Annotated in this window: 22 protein-coding genes; 16 read left to right on the forward strand and 6 right to left on the reverse strand. The window is 32.9% G+C overall.

Translation table 11 applies throughout. From position 1 onward, the window contains the following. Positions 1-171: 171 nt before the first annotated feature. Complete coding sequence (prfA, locus tag AAYQ05_RS07330) at positions 172-1,248, reverse strand: peptide chain release factor 1 (RefSeq protein WP_111365195.1); 1,077 nt, start codon at positions 1,246-1,248, stop codon at positions 172-174. 433 nt (positions 1,249-1,681) lie between these two features. On the opposite strand from prfA, the gene AAYQ05_RS07335 reads away from it, so the two are divergent. The 3 genes from AAYQ05_RS07335 to AAYQ05_RS07345 all read left to right on the forward strand — a co-directional run bounded on the left by AAYQ05_RS07335 (position 1,682) and on the right by AAYQ05_RS07345 (position 3,897). After that, on the forward strand, positions 1,682-2,779 hold the full coding sequence (locus AAYQ05_RS07335) for a heavy metal-binding domain-containing protein (RefSeq protein ID WP_343542272.1): 1,098 nt from the start codon (positions 1,682-1,684) through the stop codon (positions 2,777-2,779). A 35-nt stretch (positions 2,780-2,814) separates the two neighbouring features. Next, a complete protein-coding gene (locus AAYQ05_RS07340) occupies positions 2,815-3,189 on the forward strand; it encodes a superinfection immunity protein (protein WP_343542273.1) in 375 nt (124 codons plus the stop codon). Between the two features lie 162 nt (positions 3,190-3,351). Continuing rightward, positions 3,352-3,897 (forward strand): hypothetical protein, encoded by a 546-nt coding sequence (locus AAYQ05_RS07345; RefSeq protein WP_343542274.1) that lies wholly within the window; start codon positions 3,352-3,354, stop codon positions 3,895-3,897. 131 nt (positions 3,898-4,028) lie between these two features. Here the strand turns inward: AAYQ05_RS07345 and AAYQ05_RS07350 are convergent, their stop codons facing one another. Continuing rightward, on the reverse strand, positions 4,029-4,349 hold the full coding sequence (locus tag AAYQ05_RS07350; protein WP_343542277.1) for a hypothetical protein: 321 nt from the start codon (positions 4,347-4,349) through the stop codon (positions 4,029-4,031). 112 nt (positions 4,350-4,461) lie between these two features. Here AAYQ05_RS07350 and AAYQ05_RS07355 point away from each other — a divergent pair, with 112 nt between their 5' ends. From AAYQ05_RS07355 to AAYQ05_RS07375, 5 genes are all read left to right on the forward strand, one after another. Continuing rightward, positions 4,462-4,698 carry a helix-turn-helix domain-containing protein gene (locus AAYQ05_RS07355; RefSeq protein WP_111283324.1) on the forward strand — a complete coding sequence of 79 codons (237 nt, stop codon included), beginning with the start codon at positions 4,462-4,464 and terminating at the stop codon, positions 4,696-4,698. Positions 4,699-4,770: 72 nt separating this feature from the next. After that, on the forward strand, positions 4,771-5,265 hold the full coding sequence (locus AAYQ05_RS07360) for a hypothetical protein (RefSeq protein ID WP_343542279.1): 495 nt from the start codon (positions 4,771-4,773) through the stop codon (positions 5,263-5,265). Positions 5,266-5,592: 327 nt separating this feature from the next. Beyond that, positions 5,593-6,408, forward strand: a complete 816-nt coding sequence (locus tag AAYQ05_RS07365) for a DoxX family membrane protein (RefSeq protein WP_343542281.1) — start codon at positions 5,593-5,595, stop codon at positions 6,406-6,408. A gap of 31 nt (positions 6,409-6,439) precedes the next feature. Further along, on the forward strand, positions 6,440-6,934 hold the full coding sequence (locus tag AAYQ05_RS07370; protein ID WP_343542282.1) for an SRPBCC family protein: 495 nt from the start codon (positions 6,440-6,442) through the stop codon (positions 6,932-6,934). 14 nt (positions 6,935-6,948) lie between these two features. Continuing rightward, on the forward strand, positions 6,949-7,188 hold the full coding sequence (locus AAYQ05_RS07375) for a hypothetical protein (protein ID WP_343542284.1): 240 nt from the start codon (positions 6,949-6,951) through the stop codon (positions 7,186-7,188). Positions 7,189-7,264: 76 nt separating this feature from the next. Here the strand turns inward: AAYQ05_RS07375 and AAYQ05_RS07380 are convergent, their stop codons facing one another. From AAYQ05_RS07380 to AAYQ05_RS07390, 3 genes are all read right to left on the reverse strand, one after another. Next, the gene (locus AAYQ05_RS07380) at positions 7,265-8,251 is read right to left on the reverse strand and encodes a hypothetical protein (RefSeq protein WP_343542286.1); all 987 of its coding nucleotides are present in this window, start codon (positions 8,249-8,251) and stop codon (positions 7,265-7,267) included. A 190-nt stretch (positions 8,252-8,441) separates the two neighbouring features. Continuing rightward, on the reverse strand, positions 8,442-9,233 hold the full coding sequence (locus tag AAYQ05_RS07385) for a DUF5995 family protein (RefSeq protein WP_343542288.1): 792 nt from the start codon (positions 9,231-9,233) through the stop codon (positions 8,442-8,444). Positions 9,234-9,413: 180 nt separating this feature from the next. Next, on the reverse strand, positions 9,414-9,785 hold the full coding sequence (locus AAYQ05_RS07390) for a GreA/GreB family elongation factor (RefSeq protein ID WP_343542289.1): 372 nt from the start codon (positions 9,783-9,785) through the stop codon (positions 9,414-9,416). A 422-nt stretch (positions 9,786-10,207) separates the two neighbouring features. Here AAYQ05_RS07390 and AAYQ05_RS07395 point away from each other — a divergent pair, with 422 nt between their 5' ends. The 5 genes from AAYQ05_RS07395 (at position 10,208) to AAYQ05_RS07415 (ending at position 15,347) form a co-directional block, all read left to right on the forward strand. Then, positions 10,208-10,633, forward strand: a complete 426-nt coding sequence (locus AAYQ05_RS07395; RefSeq protein WP_343542290.1) for a copper resistance protein NlpE N-terminal domain-containing protein — start codon at positions 10,208-10,210, stop codon at positions 10,631-10,633. A 79-nt stretch (positions 10,634-10,712) separates the two neighbouring features. Next, complete coding sequence (locus AAYQ05_RS07400; protein ID WP_343542291.1) at positions 10,713-11,117, forward strand: DUF3997 domain-containing protein; 405 nt, start codon at positions 10,713-10,715, stop codon at positions 11,115-11,117. A 187-nt stretch (positions 11,118-11,304) separates the two neighbouring features. Continuing rightward, on the forward strand, positions 11,305-13,614 hold the full coding sequence (locus AAYQ05_RS07405; protein ID WP_343542292.1) for a type IA DNA topoisomerase: 2,310 nt from the start codon (positions 11,305-11,307) through the stop codon (positions 13,612-13,614). Positions 13,615-13,974: 360 nt separating this feature from the next. Beyond that, positions 13,975-14,451, forward strand: coding sequence for a DUF6265 family protein (locus tag AAYQ05_RS07410; RefSeq protein WP_343542293.1), 477 nt, complete (start codon positions 13,975-13,977; stop codon positions 14,449-14,451). Positions 14,452-14,471: 20 nt separating this feature from the next. Continuing rightward, a complete protein-coding gene (locus AAYQ05_RS07415) occupies positions 14,472-15,347 on the forward strand; it encodes a hypothetical protein (protein WP_343542294.1) in 876 nt (291 codons plus the stop codon). Positions 15,348-15,396: 49 nt separating this feature from the next. On the opposite strand, the gene AAYQ05_RS07420 is transcribed toward AAYQ05_RS07415, so the two are convergent. Then, positions 15,397-16,557 (reverse strand): MFS transporter, encoded by a 1,161-nt coding sequence (locus tag AAYQ05_RS07420; RefSeq protein WP_343542295.1) that lies wholly within the window; start codon positions 16,555-16,557, stop codon positions 15,397-15,399. A gap of 219 nt (positions 16,558-16,776) precedes the next feature. Here AAYQ05_RS07420 and AAYQ05_RS07425 point away from each other — a divergent pair, with 219 nt between their 5' ends. From AAYQ05_RS07425 to AAYQ05_RS07435, 3 genes are all read left to right on the forward strand, one after another. Next, on the forward strand, positions 16,777-19,095 hold the full coding sequence (locus tag AAYQ05_RS07425) for a TonB-dependent siderophore receptor (RefSeq protein WP_343542297.1): 2,319 nt from the start codon (positions 16,777-16,779) through the stop codon (positions 19,093-19,095). Between the two features lie 146 nt (positions 19,096-19,241). Further along, entirely contained in the window at positions 19,242-19,967 is a 726-nt protein-coding gene (locus AAYQ05_RS07430; protein ID WP_343542299.1) for a DUF4198 domain-containing protein, read from the forward strand. Between the two features lie 233 nt (positions 19,968-20,200). After that, positions 20,201-22,492, forward strand: a complete 2,292-nt coding sequence (locus AAYQ05_RS07435; protein ID WP_343542301.1) for a TonB-dependent siderophore receptor — start codon at positions 20,201-20,203, stop codon at positions 22,490-22,492. Positions 22,493-22,682: the final 190 nt, after the last annotated feature.

The raw sequence follows: 22,682 nt of genomic DNA on the forward strand, positions 1-22,682 counted from the left end.
TTGTTGTAGTATTGGTCTTTATTTTTTCTTAGGTGCTAAGTTGCTGAGATACTAAGGTTCTAAGCTTTTTTCCACAAAAAAAGCCGAACAAATGTTCGGCTTAATATTATTACAAAGTCCTAAAAGAAAACTTAGAACCTCAGCATCTTAGTATCTTAGCATCTCAGAAATTTAGTAAACCTCCGAAGCTTCCTTCAATTTCTCCATATTATTAACTAACTGAAGCTCAGAAACGATTTTCTGAATATCACCATTCATGATATTTCCTAAATCGTAAAGCGTTAAACCAATACGGTGATCGGTTACACGACCTTGCGCATAGTTATACGTACGGATTTTTGCCGAACGGTCTCCAGAACTTACCTGAGAACTACGTTTTTTAGCATCTTCTTCCTGCTTTTTGGCCAATTCCATTTCGTACAAACGAGAACGTAATACCATCAAAGCTTTATCTTTATTCTTATGTTGCGATTTCTCATCCTGACATTGCGCCACCAATCCTGTTGGAATGTGCGTTAAACGTACAGCCGATTTCGTTGTATTTACCGACTGACCTCCAGGTCCAGACGAACAGAAGAAATCTACACGAACGTCGTTCATATCTACCTGAACATCAAACTCCTCAGCTTCTGGTAAAACCATAACCGTTGCAGCCGATGTATGCACACGTCCTTGAGTTTCTGTCTGCGGAACACGCTGTACACGGTGAACACCCGCTTCAAACTTCAAAGTTCCGTATACATCTTCACCAGTAACCTCAAAAATAACCTCTTTGAAACCTCCAGAAGTACCCTCGTTCATATCTACAACAGATGATCTCCATCCCATAGATTCGCAATATTTTGTGTACATTCTAAACAAGTCACCTGCAAAAATACTCGCTTCGTCCCCACCCGTTCCGGCGCGGATCTCCACCATTACGTTTTTCGCGTCTTCAGGATCTTTTGGAATAAGCATAAATTTGATTTCCTCCTCCAATTCTGGCAGACGTTCTTTTGCTTCATCCAATTGCATTTTGGCCATTTCCACCATTTCAGCATCGCTACCGTCGGCAATAATTTCGTTTGCTTCGTCGATGTTTGCCAAAATTATGATGTACTCTTCTCTCTTTTCAACAAGCGCTTTAATACCTTTATATTCTTGGTTAAGCTGCTTATAACGTTTTTGATCAGAAATAACATCCGGCTGAATAATCAAATCCGAAATCTCATCGAAACGCTGCTTTACATATTGAAGTCTATCTAACATTTTCTAATTCCTTTTATTGGACGGCAAAATTACAAAATTTTTATCGAAAATTCTAGTGTTCCTTTTTTGGGGAATTTAAGTTGAATATTTAGTGGAATTATGATGGTTTTTAGGAGCTGTTTCCTGTCCCGATAGCTATCGGGATTACAATCTTTTGTGCCGAACCCCGGCACAAAAGGATTTCCACTTCTATCAGGGCTAGAGATAATCGTTTTCAAAAATATAGTTACGGATTTCCGTAAAATTATTTCAACTTGAAAAGTTATTTTAGCAAACATAATTGCACAAACCAAGATAATATTACACTAAATAGAATAGGTATTTTTACTTGGACATCTATTTAAAATTATAGCGATGTTTGTTTTTGCAATTTATAGAATAGATTAAGACAAAATATATTATCAGAAACATTACAATCATAAAGATTTAAAATATGGCAAATCCAAAAGACATTTTAGTTTTAACTACATCTTCCGCAGAAGGACTAAAAATAAAAAAATATTTAAAACCTGTTTCTGCTCATATAGTAGCGGGAACAAATTTATTTAGCGATTTTCTCGGAGGAATGACAGACGTCTTTGGTGGCCGATCGAATACATATCAAAAGCAATTATCTTCACTTTATAAGGAAGCGATTGAACGCATAAAACATAATACACATGAAATTGGAGGAAATTGTGTTATTGGATTAAATATTGATATGGACGAGATTTCTGGAAAAGGAAAATCAATGTTTATGCTAACAGCTATTGGAACAGCTATAATTATTGAAAAAGATGAGGACTTAAATTTCCTATCTCATACAAAAGAAAAGTTTGAAAATGTCGGAGTAGAAAGAATAAATAACTTACGACAAAGAAGAGAAATTATAGACAAAGCTGAAAAACGCGAACTTACTTATGATGATGAAACTTGGAGTTTCGCAACGTCGAATCAAGTTTATGAAATTTTCCCTTTCATCCTTAAGAGATATTCCAATATAATTGAAAACATTAATTCAACGGAGGATTTATATAATAAATTCAATAAAAACTTTAAAAATTATATTGATGCCTTAGAAGAAAACAAAAAAATAAGTTTGCTCTATGATACAATCGAAAATGAAAGCAACCAAAAAATAGCTTTGTATTTATCAAAAGTAATTAACGAATTAAACTTATATAATTATGAAAAAAATATAGTTTTACTTGAAAATTCAGATTTTAAAAAGCAGAAAATAGGATTAAAAATTGCCACCTATGACAAACCATTTTATGACAAAAAAGATATTGAAAATTTTGATGTAATAAAAACTTTTATAAGTTCTGCTTTTAAAGAAAGAGGAGAATTCACTACTAAAAAACAGCTTTTATCATCAAAAGAAAAAGACGTTTGGAATTGTGAATGTGGAAATAAATCAGTTGAAATTGGGGAATATTGTGGAAACTGTTTTAATGACATTTATGGCTTTGAAAGAAATGAAATGAAACCGGATGAAATTATAAAATATATTGATGAAAAAATTGAATTAATTAACGAATACTTAAAGTAATTTTTTTTTACAAAACTCTTAAATAATCAAATATTATGGGAAGAATTGGTGCAACAGAATTTCTTGTAATTGGAATTCCGTTTATAGTAATTTACTTTTTGCCTTCAATTATTGCATTAAGTCGTAAAAAAAATAATGGCGTTGCAATAATAATGCTGAATTTCTTTTTAGGATGGACGTTCATTGGTTGGATAGCTTCACTAGTTTGGGCTTGCACAACAGATCGGGAAACTCAAACAATTGTTGTAAATAATACTCCTTATCGCAAAGATGAAAATTCAACACATTTACAAAAGAGTAATTTTGATGAAAAATTAAATAGTTTAGAAAAACTAAAAATTTTATTAGACTCTGGAGTTTTATCTCAAGAAGAATTTGAACAACAAAAATCAAAATTATTAGAGTTATAACAACCTGATAACCCCCGATAGCGCGGATTTGCAATCCGTGCCCGTAACAGTAAAACACAATAAAAATCATAAAAACAAAAAGCCACAAAATCATGTGCCTTTTTCATATATTTATAAACGAACAAAGTAGTCTCTGCTGCAACTAGCAGTTAAATAATTAAAATGAACCTAAAAGACCATCCCTTCTTCAAAAAATATAAAATTATCAAAATCATATTATTAGTTCATTTAATATTTTCGCTCGTTATTTTTTTTTCAATGCTAGTGCATGGCATTAAAGACAAGGATATTTTAGGAACTTTTTCAAAAGCTTTTGAAAATCATAAAGCTTTTGAAAATCCTGAAAAATACCTCAAAAAAGAGATTTTTGTAATAGATTCCGTTTTTATTGACATAGAAACATCTTCTAGTCAAGGAAAATCTACTGCTAAAGACATCACAGTAATTAGAGGCAATCTATTACATTCTGCAAAGAAAAAAGAATTAAGATTTACAGGAATGAATCTTAACTTCTTTGATGACACCTACAATGTAAACAAAAATATAAAACCAATTAAAGTGTGGAGAAACACTATTAATGATGAAGTTTTTTTGGGAAACGAAAGAGAGTTTGAAAGGGCGAAAACGAATGCTGTTTTGCACATATACTTTTATTTTTCTATTATTCCGCTTTTTATTATTCTGCTAATTTTAAAAAAGAAAACATAAAAACAGTCACGAGCAAGACGCTTACGCTAGCTTAAAAAGAAACAAAAACTAACCCGCTCGATGAAGTCTTCAACTGAAACGCTACGCAAATGTCTCTGACTTTGCGTTTTTGCTTTTTATATCAATGCTCGCTATTGAAAGCTACACAAATCATCCAACAACTCCATTTCATCTTCTGGCAATAACTGCAAGGCAATTTCTAGCAAAGTCATTACATTGACATTATTGTCTTTTGTAAAACTCGACAAACCGTTTGCATCAGGATTAAGCAAAATAATACTTGCTTTTAGCAAATCTGAAACCATTAGATTTAATTCGTTATAAGAAGATACTTTTAGCGGTATGGTGAACGAGTTGGTTTCTTTTGGCACTGGTTTTAGTTTGGTGAAATACCTTCCTTTATTTATTAATTCTAATAATTCTTCGGCTCTTTCTCTATTTTGCGCTTCCATTTATATATAAGATTTAATTTACAAATTTAAACAAATATATAAAAAATCAGTAACATACAACCCCTTTTTTACATTCACTTAAAAACAATCGATTACTTGTAATTTCATTTCTATGAAAAGAGAAAGAAAAAGTGAAATTCCAGAAGTTGTAAAGGACCTAGGAATCAAGATTAAAGATATAATTGAAGAAAAGAAATTCAAGCGACGAGAGGTTGCTCATGATGCAGAAATGGATGTTGAAAGTCTAAGAAAATATATAAAAGGCTCACAAGAAATGAAAGTAAGCACTTTGTTTAAAATTGCTCAAGCTTTAAAAATTCATCCAAGTGAATTGATTAAGGATTTGTAGACTGCTCCAATATTACAGATTAAAACTTAATCAAATATTCTAGTAGAAAGAATACTTAACCATTAACAAAAAATGAAAAGCATCTTACAAATGATTATTGTTATCGCTGTTATTTTTAATGTAATGGCCTCTTTAATTCTAACAGCCTTAGACATTTATTCTGATAGATATTTTGCAGAATATGAAAACATAAAAAGCTTTAAGAATAAAAAATTATACATGACTGATAATTTTTTATTTATAGAAAGTGGCACTCAAGATACAGGAGCAGATAACGGAATAGGACATTTTGTTGTCGAAGGAAGATTATTGAGTAATAATTCTAAAATAAGACTAATAGCAGGCAAAGAAGAGTATCTTGATTTAAATTTAAATAAACAACCACTTTACAAAAGTAGTTTAACCAATGACTTTTTCTTGAGAGATGCTCCTGCAGAATATTATCGTGATAAATTTATTTCTTTTTATTTAGGAATTTATTTTAAAGCATCTTTTTATCTTATAATAAGTTTTATATTTTATTTCATTTTAAGATATATAAAGATACGCAGATATCGATTATTATAACCCGATGGCAAACAACTAAGCTAATAATATCCTCCGCTAACGCGAGCGTCCCGCTCGTGCATACAATCATTCTGTTTCCTTCTAGTTTTGTCATTTCGAACGAGAAATCTTCGCGAGTAGCTCCGCAATCAAAATCGCTAATCTTTGTAGAGCTACTTGCGAAGATTTCTCCTTACGTCGAAATGACAATACTGTATGGTTACTATGTGGATAAACTAACGAGAAACAAACTGCTAAAAACCAACTCGCATTAAATCAGTATTTTAGCAATAAATTTATATATTTGGTTGTACCAAAAAACAAATTTACTATCTAAAACCACTATTAATGAAAGGACTTATTAAACTCGGCCGTTTATTTTACGGTATTGGCATTTTTGCTTTGGGAGTACATCAGCTTATTATTAAAGATTTTCGATCTGAAATTTTATCACCTTTTCCCGCTTGGGCGCATCAATACCCTGCGTTTTCTATCCTTACCGGAATTGTTTTAATATTGGCAGGAATTATTATTTCGGGAATCGTTACCATTACATTTATCGACACCAGAAAAGTTTGTCTTTATTTAGGTTTTGCTTTTCTTGCCGCTTTTATTGTTTCGCATCTTCCGTTTATTTTCATTTTTAATACCGATAAAACCAACGCCACACAAATCTGGATCAATGCTATCGAAGAATTAACGTATAGCGGCGGAGCGTTTGTATTGGCTGGTTCCTATAGTGCGAACACAAGCGAAAGCAAATTCGACAAATTTCTAGAAAAACTTATTCCGGTTGGGCGAATTTTCTATTCGCTTTTAATGCTTTTGTTTGGATTAAGCCATTTTCTTTTTGCCGAGTTTGTGTCTACAATGGTTCCGAAATGGCTGCCAGGAACTATGTTTTGGACTTATTTTGTAGGCGTTGCGCTTATTTGTTCGGGCATTTCGATTATTTTTAAACTTTGTATAAAACCTATTTCGCTACTTTTGGCTTTAATGCTTTTACTTTTTGTACTTTTCTTCCACATTCAAGATGCTGTTGCAAACCCAACTGTTGGTGGCGGAAATGAAATTGTACGCGCCATTATTGCTTTACTTTTCTGCGGAATTGCATTGGTAATTGCACTAACAAACGATTCTAAAAAACAGGTTTTGGCGAGCTGAGATAATTTAAAAAAATCAGAAAAAACAAACCATGGAAAACTTCGATTGGACTTCTTTTACCAAAAAAATAGCTGTTAAAGCACAACTCAGCGAAATTTACAATGCTTGGACCATTGCAAACGAATTGGAAAAATGGTTTCTAGAAAAAGTATCTTTTTTTGATGCAAATCTCGAACCAATCAACAAAGACCAAAATGTTTTGGGAGGCAATGCTTATGAATGGCTTTGGTATTTGTATGATGATGCCATGAAAGGAAAAATCACTTCGGCCAACGGAAAAGACCAATTGCAATTTACATTTGAAGGAACGTGTCTTGTAGATATAAAATTGAGTGAAGAAAACGGTTATACAATTGTAGAACTTCGTCATCATAACATTCCGACAGATGATAATTCGAAAAAATTTATCAGATTAGGTTGTTCCAACGGTTGGCATTTTTATTTGACCAATCTAAAATCGGTTTATGAAGGCGGTCTGGATTTGCGTAATAAAGATGAGAATTTGAATCCTATGATTAATAATTAACTAGATCTCTTAAAATGGATCTTGAGCAAATAGTATTAGGGCGAATTATTCTGGAGTTTTTAGGTGCTTCAGCAAGATTTCTTGGTTACAATTTATGGACTCTTTCCAATGATAATGATTTCAGAACATTTTCAAGTTTTTGGTCACCAAGCGGAAGCAATCAGAAAAAAGATGATAATAGCAATCGCAATCATATGATTGGAGTTCTATTTTTGGGAGGTTTTACAATGCTGATGATTATTTTTAATACTTAATTCAAAAAAAACATCCCCAAAAGAAAGCTCTTTTTGAGATGTTTTTTATAAATGAAAACACAAGAAAAACCACCTTTTATTGTGGCGCAAATCGATTATGATCGTATAGTTTTTTCTCTGTTATATAATGTAAAATAAGATTCTTTGTCTGTTCTGCTGTCAAATCCTGATTGTATTTTTTTGCCACTACAACTCCCAGTCTGTTTTTTTCATCGTTTGACAGGTTTTCAAAATAAGAAAGTATGGTTTCTTTATTTTCCAATTCGTTAATATCAAAAACTGGAATTATTTCCTGCTCTTCAATTTCTTTCTTTCGGCTTGAAACGTTTATTTTCTCTATTTTTTCAGCTTTATTTTCAGACAAAGTTTTAACTGGCGCATAATTAACTGCAACTTTAGGTTCTGGCTCAGACGGTAAATCGGCAGGATTCATTTTAGAAACTTCTTTAAAAATATTTCCTAAAACTACAATCAAAACTATTTTTGGCAAAAACACAACGATATCGCTGTTTATGACTTTTACCATTTGAAGCGCCGAAACGATTGCGTACACTATAAACGAAAAACCTAAGATTTTAAAGTAATCTTTCAGAGCAATATCAATTTTTCTAAGACGGTTTCCTAAAATAATATCAAGTACAATCAATACCACACTGGATAAAAGCAAAAGAATGGCACTCGAAATAGAGCTTGTACTAAAGGAGAGCAGCGCATTAACATCGTTTGAAGAAAAATAAACTTTTAGAGACTTAAAAAAAATTACACCAACAGAATAAACTCCTATTCCTAAAAAAATGAAAGAGGCATTTATTAATGAGTTTGCTTTATTGTATTGCAATGTTTTATTCAAAAGAACTTTAAGGGCTAGCAAAAGTCCGATCCAAATTAGATTACTGAAAACAGAAAATCCGTTAGCTGTAAGACCATGAAGCCAAGTTTGGTCGACATAAATGAAATCTTTGTAAACTGAAAAAATAAGCATTAAACCAGCATATACAAATGCTACTATTGCAGCGGTATTATAAATTTTAGGCAATCTTGCCTTTGAGGTAATGTTGTTCATAGAATGGTTAGTTTGTTAATGGGTGATTGGGTGGTTATGCGGTCAAAAATATAAAAATATAAAAATATAAGTACAAAATCACTTTAACATTTCAGGAATTTGAATATGTTTGTGATAAAAAATAAAAGCTGCAAAATGATGCAGCTTTTTATATTTTCGAAGTAGAAAAACTAACTTTTACGAATCCAAATCACGCCACGATACATTCCATGTTTTTTTCTTCCATGATCTGCATATCGATTATTTTTTGAGCAACAGTTCCTCTTTCAAATAAACGAATGAATTTAAAAACAGCGCTGACAAAATATCCAGGATTTGAAACCAATCTGGCGATTTCTGTTATTCTCTGGTCTCGTAATTTCGTACAGGCTTCTCTTTCGTTTTCTGGAACTGCAACAAATTCATTGGCAAATTTCCATGCGCCATTTCTTGCGGTTTCCATGCTGAAATCGATAAAGAAATTGTCTACTTTACCCGTAAATTTTAATATCCACGTGAGTGTAGGCCAAATTTTGATTAAGCATTTTTCAACACCGCCAACCAAATTGCTCAAAATGAAGTTTATCTTATCAAAATCGGCTTTTAGATCTTCGATATCTTCGACTCTACTGACTTCTGCCGAGGCAATTCCTAAATCGAGATTGATATGAGCGTTGATTCCAAGCAGTAAATGCTGTAAAACTATTGGCCAGAACTTTTCGGCTTGTTCAAAAGCAAATGCCCAGCATTCAGACGGTTTTTCTTTGGCTTGGTATTGATAATACGCTTTCAAATACCGATTGGCAAAAATAACATCCAGCTTTTCCATTCGCTCACCATTCTGAAAAGAACCCGCCAGAATACCTTCTTTTACTCTTACCGTCACTTCGCGATACAGAATGGCAAATAAACCTAAATTGCTCTGGTCTATTTTTGACTTTTCTATTATTTGATCCAATAACAGAATTACTTCGTCTATAGTTTCAGCTTGTTTCATACTCATTCAGAATTGGTTATAACTAAATTGGGATGAACGAATTTAATTATTTTAAGCTTTCAATGAACGTCGTTTTGAGGTAATTCTCCTATTATTTCGCACTCTTATTATTTCAAAAAAAATCCCAAAAGAAAACTCCTTTGGGATTTTTACTGACTTTAAAACGAAAACGAACAATATTTTAGATTACTCTTCTACTTTCAAAATTTCTAATTTAAGATTTCCTTTTTTAGCAGGCCATTCAATAATATCGCCTTCTTTATAACCCACCATTGCAATTCCTTCATCTGAAAGAACCGAAATTTTGTTTTTACTGACTTTCGCTTTTTCTGGACCAACAAGAAGAATTGTTCTTTCTTGGTTATTAATATGGTCTTTATAAGTAATTTTTCGATCTATTGAAACCACATCTTCTGGCAAATTTTTTCGCAATACTTGTGTGGCGTGTTTTAACTGGCCTAATAAAAGTTCTTCTTCTTGAGCGGTTACTTTTTTTCTTCTTACGTGATCTTTAATTAAATCGTAGGTTCCTGTTGTTAAAATAATATGTTGCGACATGACTTTCTTGTTTGCTCCATTATTTCTAAGATATGACACAACTCTACAGTAAACAGCACGCAAAGCGACTATTCAACGATATCATATCCTGAATAAATGAGATTAAATAATAAAATTAAAATGGTAAAATATCCCCTGCCTAGAGTTGTGACAGGGCAAAAGGAATAAACTCTTTTGAGCTTTTCAAGAAAGTATCGTCATGCAAATACAGCAATGTGCACATTAAGCACATTAAACAGCTGTTTATTAAATAAAAATTTGCAGTGATCATTATGATGTTAATTGTAATCTGTTAGCAAGATAAGCTTATTTTCTGACAATAAAAAAATTATAAATTTATCAATACGGTTTTACGTAAGGATTTTGATTCTAAACCATTTATTTTTGAAAAAACTCTTAAAACTATCCGAAAAACAAAACCAATGAAACTAATACTTACGGCATTACTTTTAATTTTAAAATTAAACTTATTTGCACAGTCTAATCAGTTTGCAGGCGATTACACTCGTTCTCTTTCTACAGAAAAACATAAAATTGAATATAAACTGACTTTAAGTCAAGACGGAACATTTGAGTTTCATTCGTATTCCAATATGCAAGGCGGAAATCCAGAGGAAGGCAACTTGTATGGAAAAGGAAAATGGAGCGCAAAAGACAATCTGATTACTTTTTCGTCTGATAAAAAAACAGACTTAGACGAAAAATATACTTTAGATTTTAGCCATTCTACTGCAAGATTTGTCACTAAAAATGCAAGAGACAAAAGCGATAAAATAGTAAAAACCAAACTTCAATTTTTAGAATCGGAAATCTTCTGGATGAGAAGAATTGATATTTTAAAAGTGTAAATAGCTTAACGGTTCTGAAATTATCCAAATCTGTTTTTAAATCATCTAAAATAAATTATAGAAAAGAGAATTTAAACTCATGAAAAAATTCGTTTTTGCAGTTTTAACCTCTATTACATTAACTTCTTGTTTTGGTTTTCATGATTACGAAATTGAGACCATCGTAGACGACTACGAGGTTCTTTGGATTGACATACATCAATCAAGGTCGCTGAAAAAAGTAGAAACATTGGTTCCTGCTTTTGTTTTTGCCACAGGATACAATTCTAAATATATTTATTCGAAACAGCACCCTCTTTTAAAGAATTCCAAAGGCAAAATAAATTTAAACATAACACACTATTATATTATTGAAAGAACAAAAAGCATTTTTCAAGACAAACCCATTTTTGGCCCTTTCAATAAAATGGAGTTTGAAAAAAAATGCAAGGAACTTGCCATCAAAAAACCAGAATTTAATTTAACTTTTCCAACTGAATTTTGATTGACTCTTAAAGCTCTTTCTCGCTTTACGTGCCCTTCTCTCGAAGCCTTGGGATCGCTCAGTAGGACATAAAATGAAGGTATATCTATATCAAGTAAAACAAAAACCTTTGTCCCTTTGCTCCTTACAACCTTTGCCCCTTTCCCATAAAATCGTTACTTTCGCTCTTCAATAAGAAAAGGAAAAAATGAAGGTCTGTATTGCTGAGAAACCAAGTGTAGCACGTGAAATCGCATCTGTTTTGGGCGCTAATACCAAACATGACGGATATTATGAAGGCAATGGCTATGCCGTGACTTACACTTTTGGGCATTTATGCACCTTAAAAGAACCCAATGATTATAAACCGCATTGGAAAAGCTGGGATTTGAACAATCTGCCAATGCTTCCTGAAAAGTTTGAAACCAAAGTCGTTCAAAATTCTGGAATTCAAAAACAGTTTAAAATTATTAAAAGCCTTTTTGAGAAAGCCGAAGTGGTTATCAACTGCGGGGATGCTGGACAAGAAGGAGAATTGATTCAGCGTTGGGTAATGAACGAGGCGCATTACAAAGGCGAAATTCAGCGTTTATGGATTTCGTCACTTACAACGGAAGCCATTAAAGAAGGTTTTGAAAACTTAAAACCATCAGCCAATTATGATAATTTATACTACGCTGGGTTTTCTAGAGCTATTGGCGACTGGTTATTAGGAATGAATGCCACACGTTTGTATACCGTAAAACATGGTGGTTACAAACAGGTTTTATCTATTGGACGCGTGCAGACTCCAACGCTGGCAATGGTTGTGGATCGTTTTAGAGAAATCGAAAACTTTAAACCTCAACCTTATTGGGAATTGCAGACTTTATATAGAGAAACACTTTTTAGTTATGAAGAAGGCCGTTTTCTAAACCAAGAAGATGGACAAATTATAGTAGCAAAAGTCAAGGAAAGTGATTTCGAAATTGTTTCTGTTGAGAAAAAGAACGGAAACGAATATGCTCCAAAACTTTTCGATTTAACAGGTTTACAGGTGTATTGCAATCAAAAATTTGGCTTTTCGGCAGAAGAAACACTGAAAATTGCACAAACTTTATACGAGCAAAAAGTAATTACATATCCTAGAGTTGATACGACTTTTTTACCAGGAGACATTTATCCGAAAGTACCTGGAATTCTCCAGAAATTAACCAATTATGCTGAATTGACTCAGCCTATTTTGGAGAAAAAAATCAAAAAATCGCCAAAGGTTTTCAACGATAAAAAAGTAACCGATCACCATGCGATTATTCCAACGGGAGTTCAAAACAATCTGCCTCATAATCAACAGCAGGTTTACGATATTATTACAAGACGTTTTATTGCCGTTTTTTACGATGATTGTCTCGTTGCCAATACAACCGTAATCGGAAAAGCTGCCGATGTGACTTTTAAAGCAACTGGAAAAGAAATCTTGAAGAAAGGTTTTCGCGTTGTTTTTGAAGATCCGAATGCGAAAGAAAAAGAGCCCGACTTATTGCCGAGTTTTACTGTGGGCGAAAAAGGTCCGCATGAACCATCTTTTCTTCAAAAAGAAACCAAACCACCCAATCAGTTTACCGAAGCTACTTTACTTCGTGCCATGGAAACCGCAGGAAAACAGGTTGACGACGAAGATTTACGTGAATTGATGAAAGAAAACGGAATCGGACGTCCGTCAACTCGTGCGAATATTATTGAAACGCTTTTCAAACGTCAGTATATTGTTCGAAATAAAAAACAGGTTTTACCAACTTTAATGGGAATTCAATTGATCGATACGATTCAGAACGAATTGGTAAAATCGGCTGAACTTACTGGAACTTGGGAAAAACAACTGAAAGATATTGAAAAAGGAACTTTCACCGCTGCTGCGTTTATCAGAAACATGAAGCATATGGTGGAAGCTTTGGTTTATGAAGTTCGAAGCGAAACCAAACATGCTAATATTTCTCATGCTGCAACGATTCAGAAACCTGTTGTAAAAGCAGAAAAAGAGAAAAAGAAAGCGGCTGGAATTTCGGCAGAAACATGTCCGAAATGTCAAAAAGGAAATATACTAAAAGGAAAATCGGCTTTTGGTTGCAGCGAATACAAATCGGGCTGTGATTTTGTGTTGCCTTTTGTTTTTCACGATAAAAAAATTACGGAAAGCCAGTATTTAAGATTGGTTCAGAAAGGTTCTACAGTAAATATAAAAGGCTTTAAAACTGATTCTGGAACGGTTGAGGGTTTAATTCGTTTTGAAGAAAATTACAAACTGAAATTAGAGCCAAAGAAAATAGATAAAAAAGCCGAAACAAAAGAAAGTTCAGATGCTTTGACTTGTCCGAAATGCAAAAAAGGAACAATTCTAAAAGGTAAAACAGCTTATGGCTGTGCTGAATACAAATCGGGCTGTGATTTTAAAGTCACTTTTGATGAAGTTCGAGCGAAACTGCAAGACCAAAAACCTACTAAGGAATTAGTTTACTCTATTTTGAGTGCTAGTGTTTGATTTTTTAAGCCACAGATTAAAAGGATTCACACAGATTTTTTCTGCCGCGACTCGCCAGAAGGGACAGACGTAGTAATTACACGAATTTCCACAAAATTTTTCTCGCAGATTTAGCAGATTTGACAGATTTTTATAATGCAGAGTACAAAATTAAATCTGCTGAATCTGCTAAATCTGCGTGAGACAAAATCATTTTAATCCTTTTAATCTGTGGCCAAAAATAATTTTACTCTTCAATAATAATTCGAAAAATTCGCAGAAAACTTTCCATTCCGTTTATCAAGAAAAATTCGTGAATTCGTGGCTAAAAAAAAAATTCATACTTTAGTAGCATATTACCAAACCCAAAATCTCATAAATATGTTTCAGAAAATTACTCTTTTAGCTCTTGTATTAGCCGCAGTTTCCTGCCAGAAAAAAGAAACGGTTGAAAAAGATAAAATCAAAAAAGCCGACTGGTTAATCGGGAACTGGGAAAATAAAACTCAAGATGGAATTTTATCTGAAAATTGGCAAAAACTAAACGACAGTACTTTTAGCGCTTCTTCTTATTTTATTAAAGGAAAAGACACTTTGCATTTTGAAACTATTGTTTTGGCTCAGTTAGGCGAAACGCTAACTTACAAAGCAACTGTAAAGGGGCAAAATGATGACAAACCAGTTTTCTTCCCTTCTACTTCTGAATCAGATAAACAATTGGTTTTCGAAAATCCGAAACACGATTATCCTCAAAAAATCACTTATACAAGAAGTGCAAACAATACTTTGACAGCAGAGATTTCTGGAAATCTTAACGGAAAACCGAGTTCTGAGAAGTTTGTGATGACGAAGAAATAATAAATATTATTAATTTAAAGATGAGCTACGATTTATATTTTTTCAAAACTAAAGGAAGTCCTATAACTGATAATGAAATTGAGAATTTTTTATCCTCAGAATTAGTTCCAAAAGAAAATAATCAATGGTTTTTTCATAATTCTGATACAGAAGTATATTTTACTTTCGAAAAAACAGAAAAAGAAAATAATAACGATTCTGAAAATTTTGAAAATTTTGAAAATTTTGAAGATTTCAAGGATGTAAATATTTCCTTCAATCTAAATTTTCTTCGACCAAGTTTCTTCGGAATCGAAGCATTCGAATTTATAGATAAACTAGTAAATGATTTAGACTTATATGTTTTCAATCCGCAATCTGAAAATGACAAACCATACAAGCCGAATCAAAAAGAATTGTTCAACAATTGGAATAACACAAATTTACATGCAAGTTCAAGCCACTTTTCAGAACAAAACAGTTATTTAGACATTGAAAAATCAAATCAAATTTGGAATTATAATGCTAACCGAAATTTAATTCAACAAAAGTTAGGGAACGCTTATTTTGTTCCTAAAATGTTTTTTTTCAAAACAAAAGAAAACAATGATGTTATCACCGTTTCAAGCTGGACTGAACATATTCCAAATGTAATTCCTAATGCAGATTATTTTTTATTGACTAAAGTTCAAAAAAAATGGTTTAAAACAAAGAAAGAAAATACTTTAATTTCCAGAGAAAAATTATTATCAACTTTTGGAGAATATCTAAATGATCATGATTTTATAAATTGTAAAATCATTCACCCAGAAAATGCGCAAAAAGTTAAGATACTCTTTAATAATATATCTTCAGACTTAAATCTTGAAACTTTTGCTGAAAGAATCCAAATTGAAAGCTTGTTTAATGCAAAATAATAAATAAAACGGTTTGCTAAACTCTAGAACTTACTTAGTATTTTAAAAACTACTCATTCTCCCCGATCTTGTTCACCATAAAAATCATCAGAATACCTAGAAGTGCCATAATAAGAAACGCCCATTTCATGCTTAGATATTCAGAAATAAAACCAACCATTGGCGGAACTAATAAAAATCCGAGGTAACCAATTGTTGAGATTGAAGTTAAGGCCGAACCGCTGCTTAAGTTTGAAGATCTTCCGGCAATGCTAAATACTAACGGAACCACGCAAGAAACCCCAAATCCGATTAAAACATAACCGAAAATTGTTGGATACGCATACGGCAAGACAAAACAAAGACCAAAACCAGCCGTTATTAAGATTCCGCTATAAAGCAGGATTTTTTTAGTTCCAAATTTCATTACGCCATAATCCCCAAAAATACGCCCTAAAGTTACTGCCGAAGCAAAAAACACAAACGCAGCGCTGGTTAATTTTGGAGAAGCTTTTAAGATATTTTCGAAATAAATTCCGCTCCAGTCGTACATCGTATTTTCGCAAGCCATAGAAACGAAACAGATCAGGGAAAATTTTACCAGATTTTTTTCTGGCATTGAGAAAAACTTCTTTTTAACTGGAACAGGTTCGTTGTGAATACTCATCGGATAGAAACAAGCTGTCAGCGCCAGCATAAAAATACTCACTCCCAATAAATGATGTGATGGCGCAATTTTCTGTGTTACCATTACATAGCCTAATCCCGCTCCCGAAAAAACGGCAATACTCCAAACTGCATGAAAACGCGTAATAATCGATTTTGGATATAATTTCTGCACTTCAAGAGATTGTGCATTTATAGATAAATTGAAAATATTACGAGAGGCTCCAAAGAACAAAAGTATAATGACTAATTGCCAGACAAATGCCGCCAAACCTGGCAAAGACAAAGCCACATTGAACATTACCGCACCAAGTAGCATAATATATCGACTACTGTATTTGTTTAACAGTTTTCCCGTAAAGGGCATTGTCAACATTAAACCGATTGGAAAAGCAAATAAAACGGCTCCAAATTCGGCTTCAGATAATTTCAATTGGGCTTGTATATGTGGGATTCTCGAAACCCAAGAAGAATAGCCAAAACCAGAAAGAAAGAAAAAAACTGTATTGGCAATACGATATCCTCGAGGCGTATTTTGAATCTTTTTAAAGAATGGTAAAATCATGAAATCGTTTTTCAGACTGCAAAATTAAGCCTTTTTAAAGTTTATCCCACTACAAGTTCTAATAAGAATTTTGATTAATCTCTATAAAATCAACATTTAACAATTTCGACACTAAATGAGAAAAAAATAAAATTGTTAAAACTATTTTAATTTTTACATTTGCATTGTTTTTATTTATTCTAAATAAAATTAATAATTATAAACCAATTTAAAATAATAATGAATTACCTCCATTTGAAAACTACGCGTTTTCTATTTTCAGTCAGTTTACTATTTTCGTTTTTATCTGCCTTTGCACAAAACCACGGAAAAATAAAAGGAACAATCACAACATCTGATGGCGATGCCGCTGCCGGTGTCAATATTATTCTTAAAAATACGAAATACGGAACCGTTTCTAATGACGACGGCGGTTTTGAATTTAACAGAGTAAAACCCAGCACTTACATTATACAAGTATCTCTATCGGGCTATGAAACGCTTGAAAGAGAAATAATTGTCACTGAATATGAAACCATTACCATTAATTTACAATTAAAGGTTTCTAATAAAGAATTGAATGAAGTGGTCGTAAATGGAAAGAAAAGCAACTTGTCAAAAAAGACCGATTATGTTGCTAGAATGCCGTTAAAGAATCTCGAAAATCCTCAGGTTTACAATGTTATTCACAAAGAACTATTACAAGAGCAAATTGCGGTAGACATAAGAAGCGCAGTGCAAAATGCTACTGGTGCGATCTCAAAAATATATCCTTCTGGCGGACTTGAAATTAGTTTTAGAGGATTCAGTACAGGTGTAAATGCACGAAACGGAATGGAGACTCTTTCTGGACGAAGCTCAATCTCAATTGATAATGCCGAGCGAATTGAGGTGCTAAAAGGTCCTTCTGGAACTTTATTTGGTTCTTCTGTTTCTTCATTTGGAGGAGTTGTCAACCTGGTTACCAAAAAGCCTTTTGAAACTAGCAAAACAGAGATATCTTATACTGGAGGAAGCTTTGGACTGCAACGTGTTGCGGTAGATTTTAATATGCCTTTGACTCAGAATAAAAAAGTTTTGTTTAGAATGAACGCTTCGGCCAATACAGAAAACAGTTTCTTAAATTATGGTTTTAATAAAACGGTCTTATTTGCACCAAGCATTATTTATAAAGCAACCGATAGATTAACGTTGAGTTTGGACACAGAGATTTTCAACACCAATAACACACGCCCTACTTACGGACGTTCTTATGCGAAAGGACTTACCAACCCAACAGATCTAAAAGTAGATTACAGAACGAGTTTATTTGCAGATGATCTTGATGCTAAAACGACTTCTCCTAAAATATTTGCTCAAGCGGAATATAAAATTTCTGACAACTGGAAATCTACAACACTATTCTCATTGGTAGACGAACGCGTAGATCATAGTTACCAGTATTACACTACATGGAAATCGCCAACAGAAGTTCAAAGAATGGTATCGCGTTTTGGCCCAATTCATAATAACTTCACCAATTTTCAAGAAAATATTAATGGCGAGTTTTCTACTGGAAGCATCAAACATAAACTTTTAGCGGGCGTTAATTACAGATTTACAAAAGGCACATTTAAATATGCCACAACACAAGTTTTAGATGAAATTGACGTAACGACAGCTTTCGAACCAATTCGAAAAAGCGATGTAGATCCGAAATTGAAGGAAATGCAATTTGGTGTTCCAAATGAGCAGACTTTTAGTGTTTATGCTTCAGATGTCGTAAGTTTTACAGATCGCTTATCGGCAATGTTAAGTCTTCGTCTAGATAACTTTGTTCAGAAAAAATTGGAAGATACAGATGGATATAACCAAACTGCTTTGTCTCCAAAATTAGGTTTGGTTTATGAACTGGTTAAAGAACAGGTTTCTTTATTTGGAAATTATATGAATGGTTTTCAAAATGCTGGACCTGTAAATCAGCCAGACGGATCTATATTAATCTTAAAGCCAATTTATGCCAATCAATATGAAGGTGGTGTAAAAGTAGAAGGATTTAATAAAAAATTAAGCACAACAATTAGCTACTACAACATTACAATTGATAATGCTACAAGAACAAATCCTGATGGATATAATATTCAGGACGGAAAACAAGTAAGTAAAGGAATTGATTTTGAATTTATTGCCAATCCGATAAACGGCTTAAACTTGACAGCTGGTTATGCTTATAATGACAACCGCATCGTCAAATCGTCTGATGCCTCAATTGAAGGCAACAAGGCTAGCGGTGCACCAGAAAATGTTGTCAATTTCTGGGTTTCGTATAAATTTCAAAACACACTAAAAAATTTAGGATTTGGTTTTGGAGGAAATTATGTAGACAAACAGTATAAATTTGAAGATGAAAGTTTTTATGCTCCTTCTTATTCAATTTACAGTGCAACTGTATTTTACGACAGACCAGTATGGAGACTTGGCGTTAAATTCAACAACCTGACAAACACAAAGTATTGGGATTCTTATGGAATGGCTCAAACCCCTGCAAACTTCTTAGTAAACCTAACAGTAAGACTTTAGTTTTCCTATTCAAATATTTTCTAAAACCTCGAAATCTATACAATTTAAAATGTATTTCGAGGTTTTTTTTTATGTTTTATTTTTATTTATTCTAAATAAGACTTATGTTTGTGGAAAATATAATTCTATACTTTAAACTTGATCTTATGAAATCAAATACTTTAAAAACACTAAGCTTTTTATTTTTAATGCTTTTTGCTGCACCTCAGCTTTTTGCTCACGCCCTTTGGATAGAAACTAAGGCAACAGGAACAAAAGGAAAAGCTCAAGAAATTTCTGTTTATTTTGGCGAATTCTCTGATAACGATATTACAAAAGCAGATAAATGGTTTTCTGATTTAAAGGATTTTTCTTTAGTTGTAATTTCTCCATCCAAAAAAGAGGTTAAATTAACTTCTAAAGCTTTAGACAATAAATACCAGGCTTTCTTTACACCAGATGAAGACGGAGTTTATACAATTGTTATGCATCATACTGTAAAAGATGTTTATGGCACGATGAAACTAGATTACAATTCTAGTGCAACTGTTGTTGTTGGAAACAAAGCTACAGGAAACAATATTGCTTCTAACACAAACAAGATTGCTGTTTTCTCAGAAAATGCAGATGTCGCAAAAAAAGACAGTAAAATCACTGGAGTTGCTTCTTACGAAGGAGCTATTGCTAAACAAACAAAAATCAAAGTAATTGCTCCAAACGGATGGGAAAAAGAATTATGGACAAACGATAAAGGAGAATTCTCTTTTACACCAATCTGGTCTGGAAATTATATGGTAGAATATGCGCATACAGATAAATCGTCTGGCGAACATAATGGAAAAAAATACGATGAAATCTGGAAAATGGCAACGTATCAAATTGCTGTAAAATAATTTCAGTCAATCTCATTCTTAGATTTTAATTTCAATTTAAAATCCTTGCTCCTTAGCAAGGATTTTTTGTTACTATTTATACTAAATTAAAATAACATTAGAAAATCCTTAAGCAAATCTTAAGAAAAGAATAAGTAAGTTTTAATAAAGAAAATCGCTTCATAATTTCCTGTTAAAGACTTTGTCTATTTATATTTGCACTCGATAATTTTTATTGAATCTAAATAAACACCATGAAATATAATTTACTATTTGCATTAGGATTATTAAGTTTTGTCTCTTACGGCCAAGATTACTCAAGCAATGAGACTACTTCTTCAGTTAATGATACTGTAAAAAACAAAAAAGGAGAAATTCTTAACGAGGTTGTGGTTACCAAAACAAAAGAACCAAAACCTGTAACAGCAGTTCGTTCTGGATTAAAACCAATGGACAATCCTCAAACGATACAAGTTATCGGTTCTGAAATAATCGAACAGCAGCAAGCCATCAGATTAAGTGAAGTTCTTAAAAATGCTAACGGTGTTTATGTAGGTTCTGCTCGTGGTGGTGCTCAGGAATCATTCTTTTCTAGAGGTTACGACATGTCTGCCAATAATATGTTCAAAAATGGATTCCGTTACAATTCGGGATCAATTCCTGATGTTTCAGGTTTAGAGAAAGTAGAATTTCTAAAAGGTAGTTCTGCACTATTATTTGGAAATGTAGCTCCAGGGGGGATCTTAAACTTAGTAACCAAAACTCCTCAATTTAAAAGCGGAGGAGAAATCTCAATGCAGTTTGGAAGTTATGCGTACTACAAACCAGCATTTGATTTTTACGGAGGCTTAAATAAATCAATCGCGTTTAGAATTAATGGTTCTTACGAAAATTCAGAAAGCTTTAGAGATGTTGTAAAAAACGAGCGTATTTATGTAAATCCATCATTACTTTTTATTGTTAATCCAAAAACACAAATTACAGTACAAGGAGACTATTTAAGTGCTGATTGGACACCTGATTTTGGAACTGGAATTATCGGAAAAGAAATTTTAGATCTTCCTCGAAGCGCTTTTTATGGATCTCTTTGGTCAAATGGAACAACTAAATCTTCAAGTGCATCTGTATTATTAAATCACGATTTTAATAAAAACTGGAAACTAAACTTCAATAGTTCTTATCAAACATACAAGAGAACACAAAAATCTACAGCTCAACTATCAGGCTTAGATGACACTAAAATATATCCAATTCCAGGTTACTGGAACAGAGGATTAACTCAAGGACAAAACTTAGAGCAAATTTTAGGAGATCAATTAAGTCTTCAAGGGAACTTTAATACTGGTTCCGTAAAACATCAAATTTTTACCGGTGTAGACTGGGAAAATTCGTTTGCAACTGCTTATACTTACGCTTTTAGTGAAGAAGAAGTAAAAGTAAATGGTAAGTATGATCCTAGTCTTTATGACACTATTTATCTTTTTGATTTTGATCCGTCAACACAACGAAATGACATTCCGAACGCAAGAGCTACTCAAATTACAAAAACAGACACGAATCGTTTTGGAGTTTATTTTCAAGATTTTATTTCTATCACAGATAAATTTAAAGTTTTGGCAGGTATAAGATGGTCTTGGCAAGAAGCTGAAGTAAGTACATATAAAGAAACTACAACTGGCGCTGGAAATCCTCAAAATGCAGTTCCAACAATTACTCCAAAGCGTTTAGATAATGCATTTTCTCCTAAAGCTGGATTAGTGTATCAGCCAACAAAAGATGTTTCAGTATTTGGAAGTTATTCAACTTCTTTTACTCCAAATACAGGAACCACAGTAGACTTACAGCCTATTGAAGCTTCTATTATTGATCAATACGAACTTGGTGTAAAAACAGATTGGTTTAAAGGATTATTAAGCACAAATGTTACTGTTTATCAAATTACTAATAGCAATTTGGCACAGATGGCACCAACAAAAGCTGATGGAAGCGACAATTTTGACGCTAACATTAAAATGTTAAGTGGAGAAACGAAAAGCAAAGGTGTAGAAGTTGACGTTACGGCAAGACCTGTAGATGGTTTAAATATTATTGCTGGATACAGCTACAACGACATGCGTTACACTAAAACTTCAGGATTAAACGGAAGCTTTGTCGAAGGAGACCGTGTAGCAAGAACTCCATTAAACACAGCTAACTTAAGTTTCTTTTATACTTTACAGTCTGGATTCTTTAAAAACGTTTCTTTTGGTGCAATCGGAAACTACATCGGAAACCGTTTAGGAGGATGGAATGATGATTATCTTTGGACAGAAAATAAACCTTCAACAAATCCAAAAACGTACACAGTAACAATTAGAGATCGTGATATTCCATTAGAAGGCTATGTTACAGTTGATGCATCTGTTGGATATACTTGGCAAAAATTCTCTATTCTTTGCAAGTTATCAAACATTACAAACACATTAAATTATACTGTTCACGAGAACTATAGTGTGAACCCAATCGCTCCTCGTCAAGTTATGACAAGTCTGCGTTACAAGTTCTAAAATATTGAATTAGATGTTTTTTTTTATCCCAAGATTTTATGTTTCTCTGGAAATAGAAAAATCTTGGGATTTTTGTTTTAAGTCCAATTATAATTCAATTATAACTATTTATATGCCTGCAGTTTTCACGACCATAGCGAAAGCAAACAGGCAAACCAATTCATTAGTTTTATTCTTATAATCTACGGCC

The organism is Flavobacterium movens (assembly GCF_039581425.1).
Lineage (GTDB): Bacteria > Bacteroidota > Bacteroidia > Flavobacteriales > Flavobacteriaceae > Flavobacterium > Flavobacterium luteolum.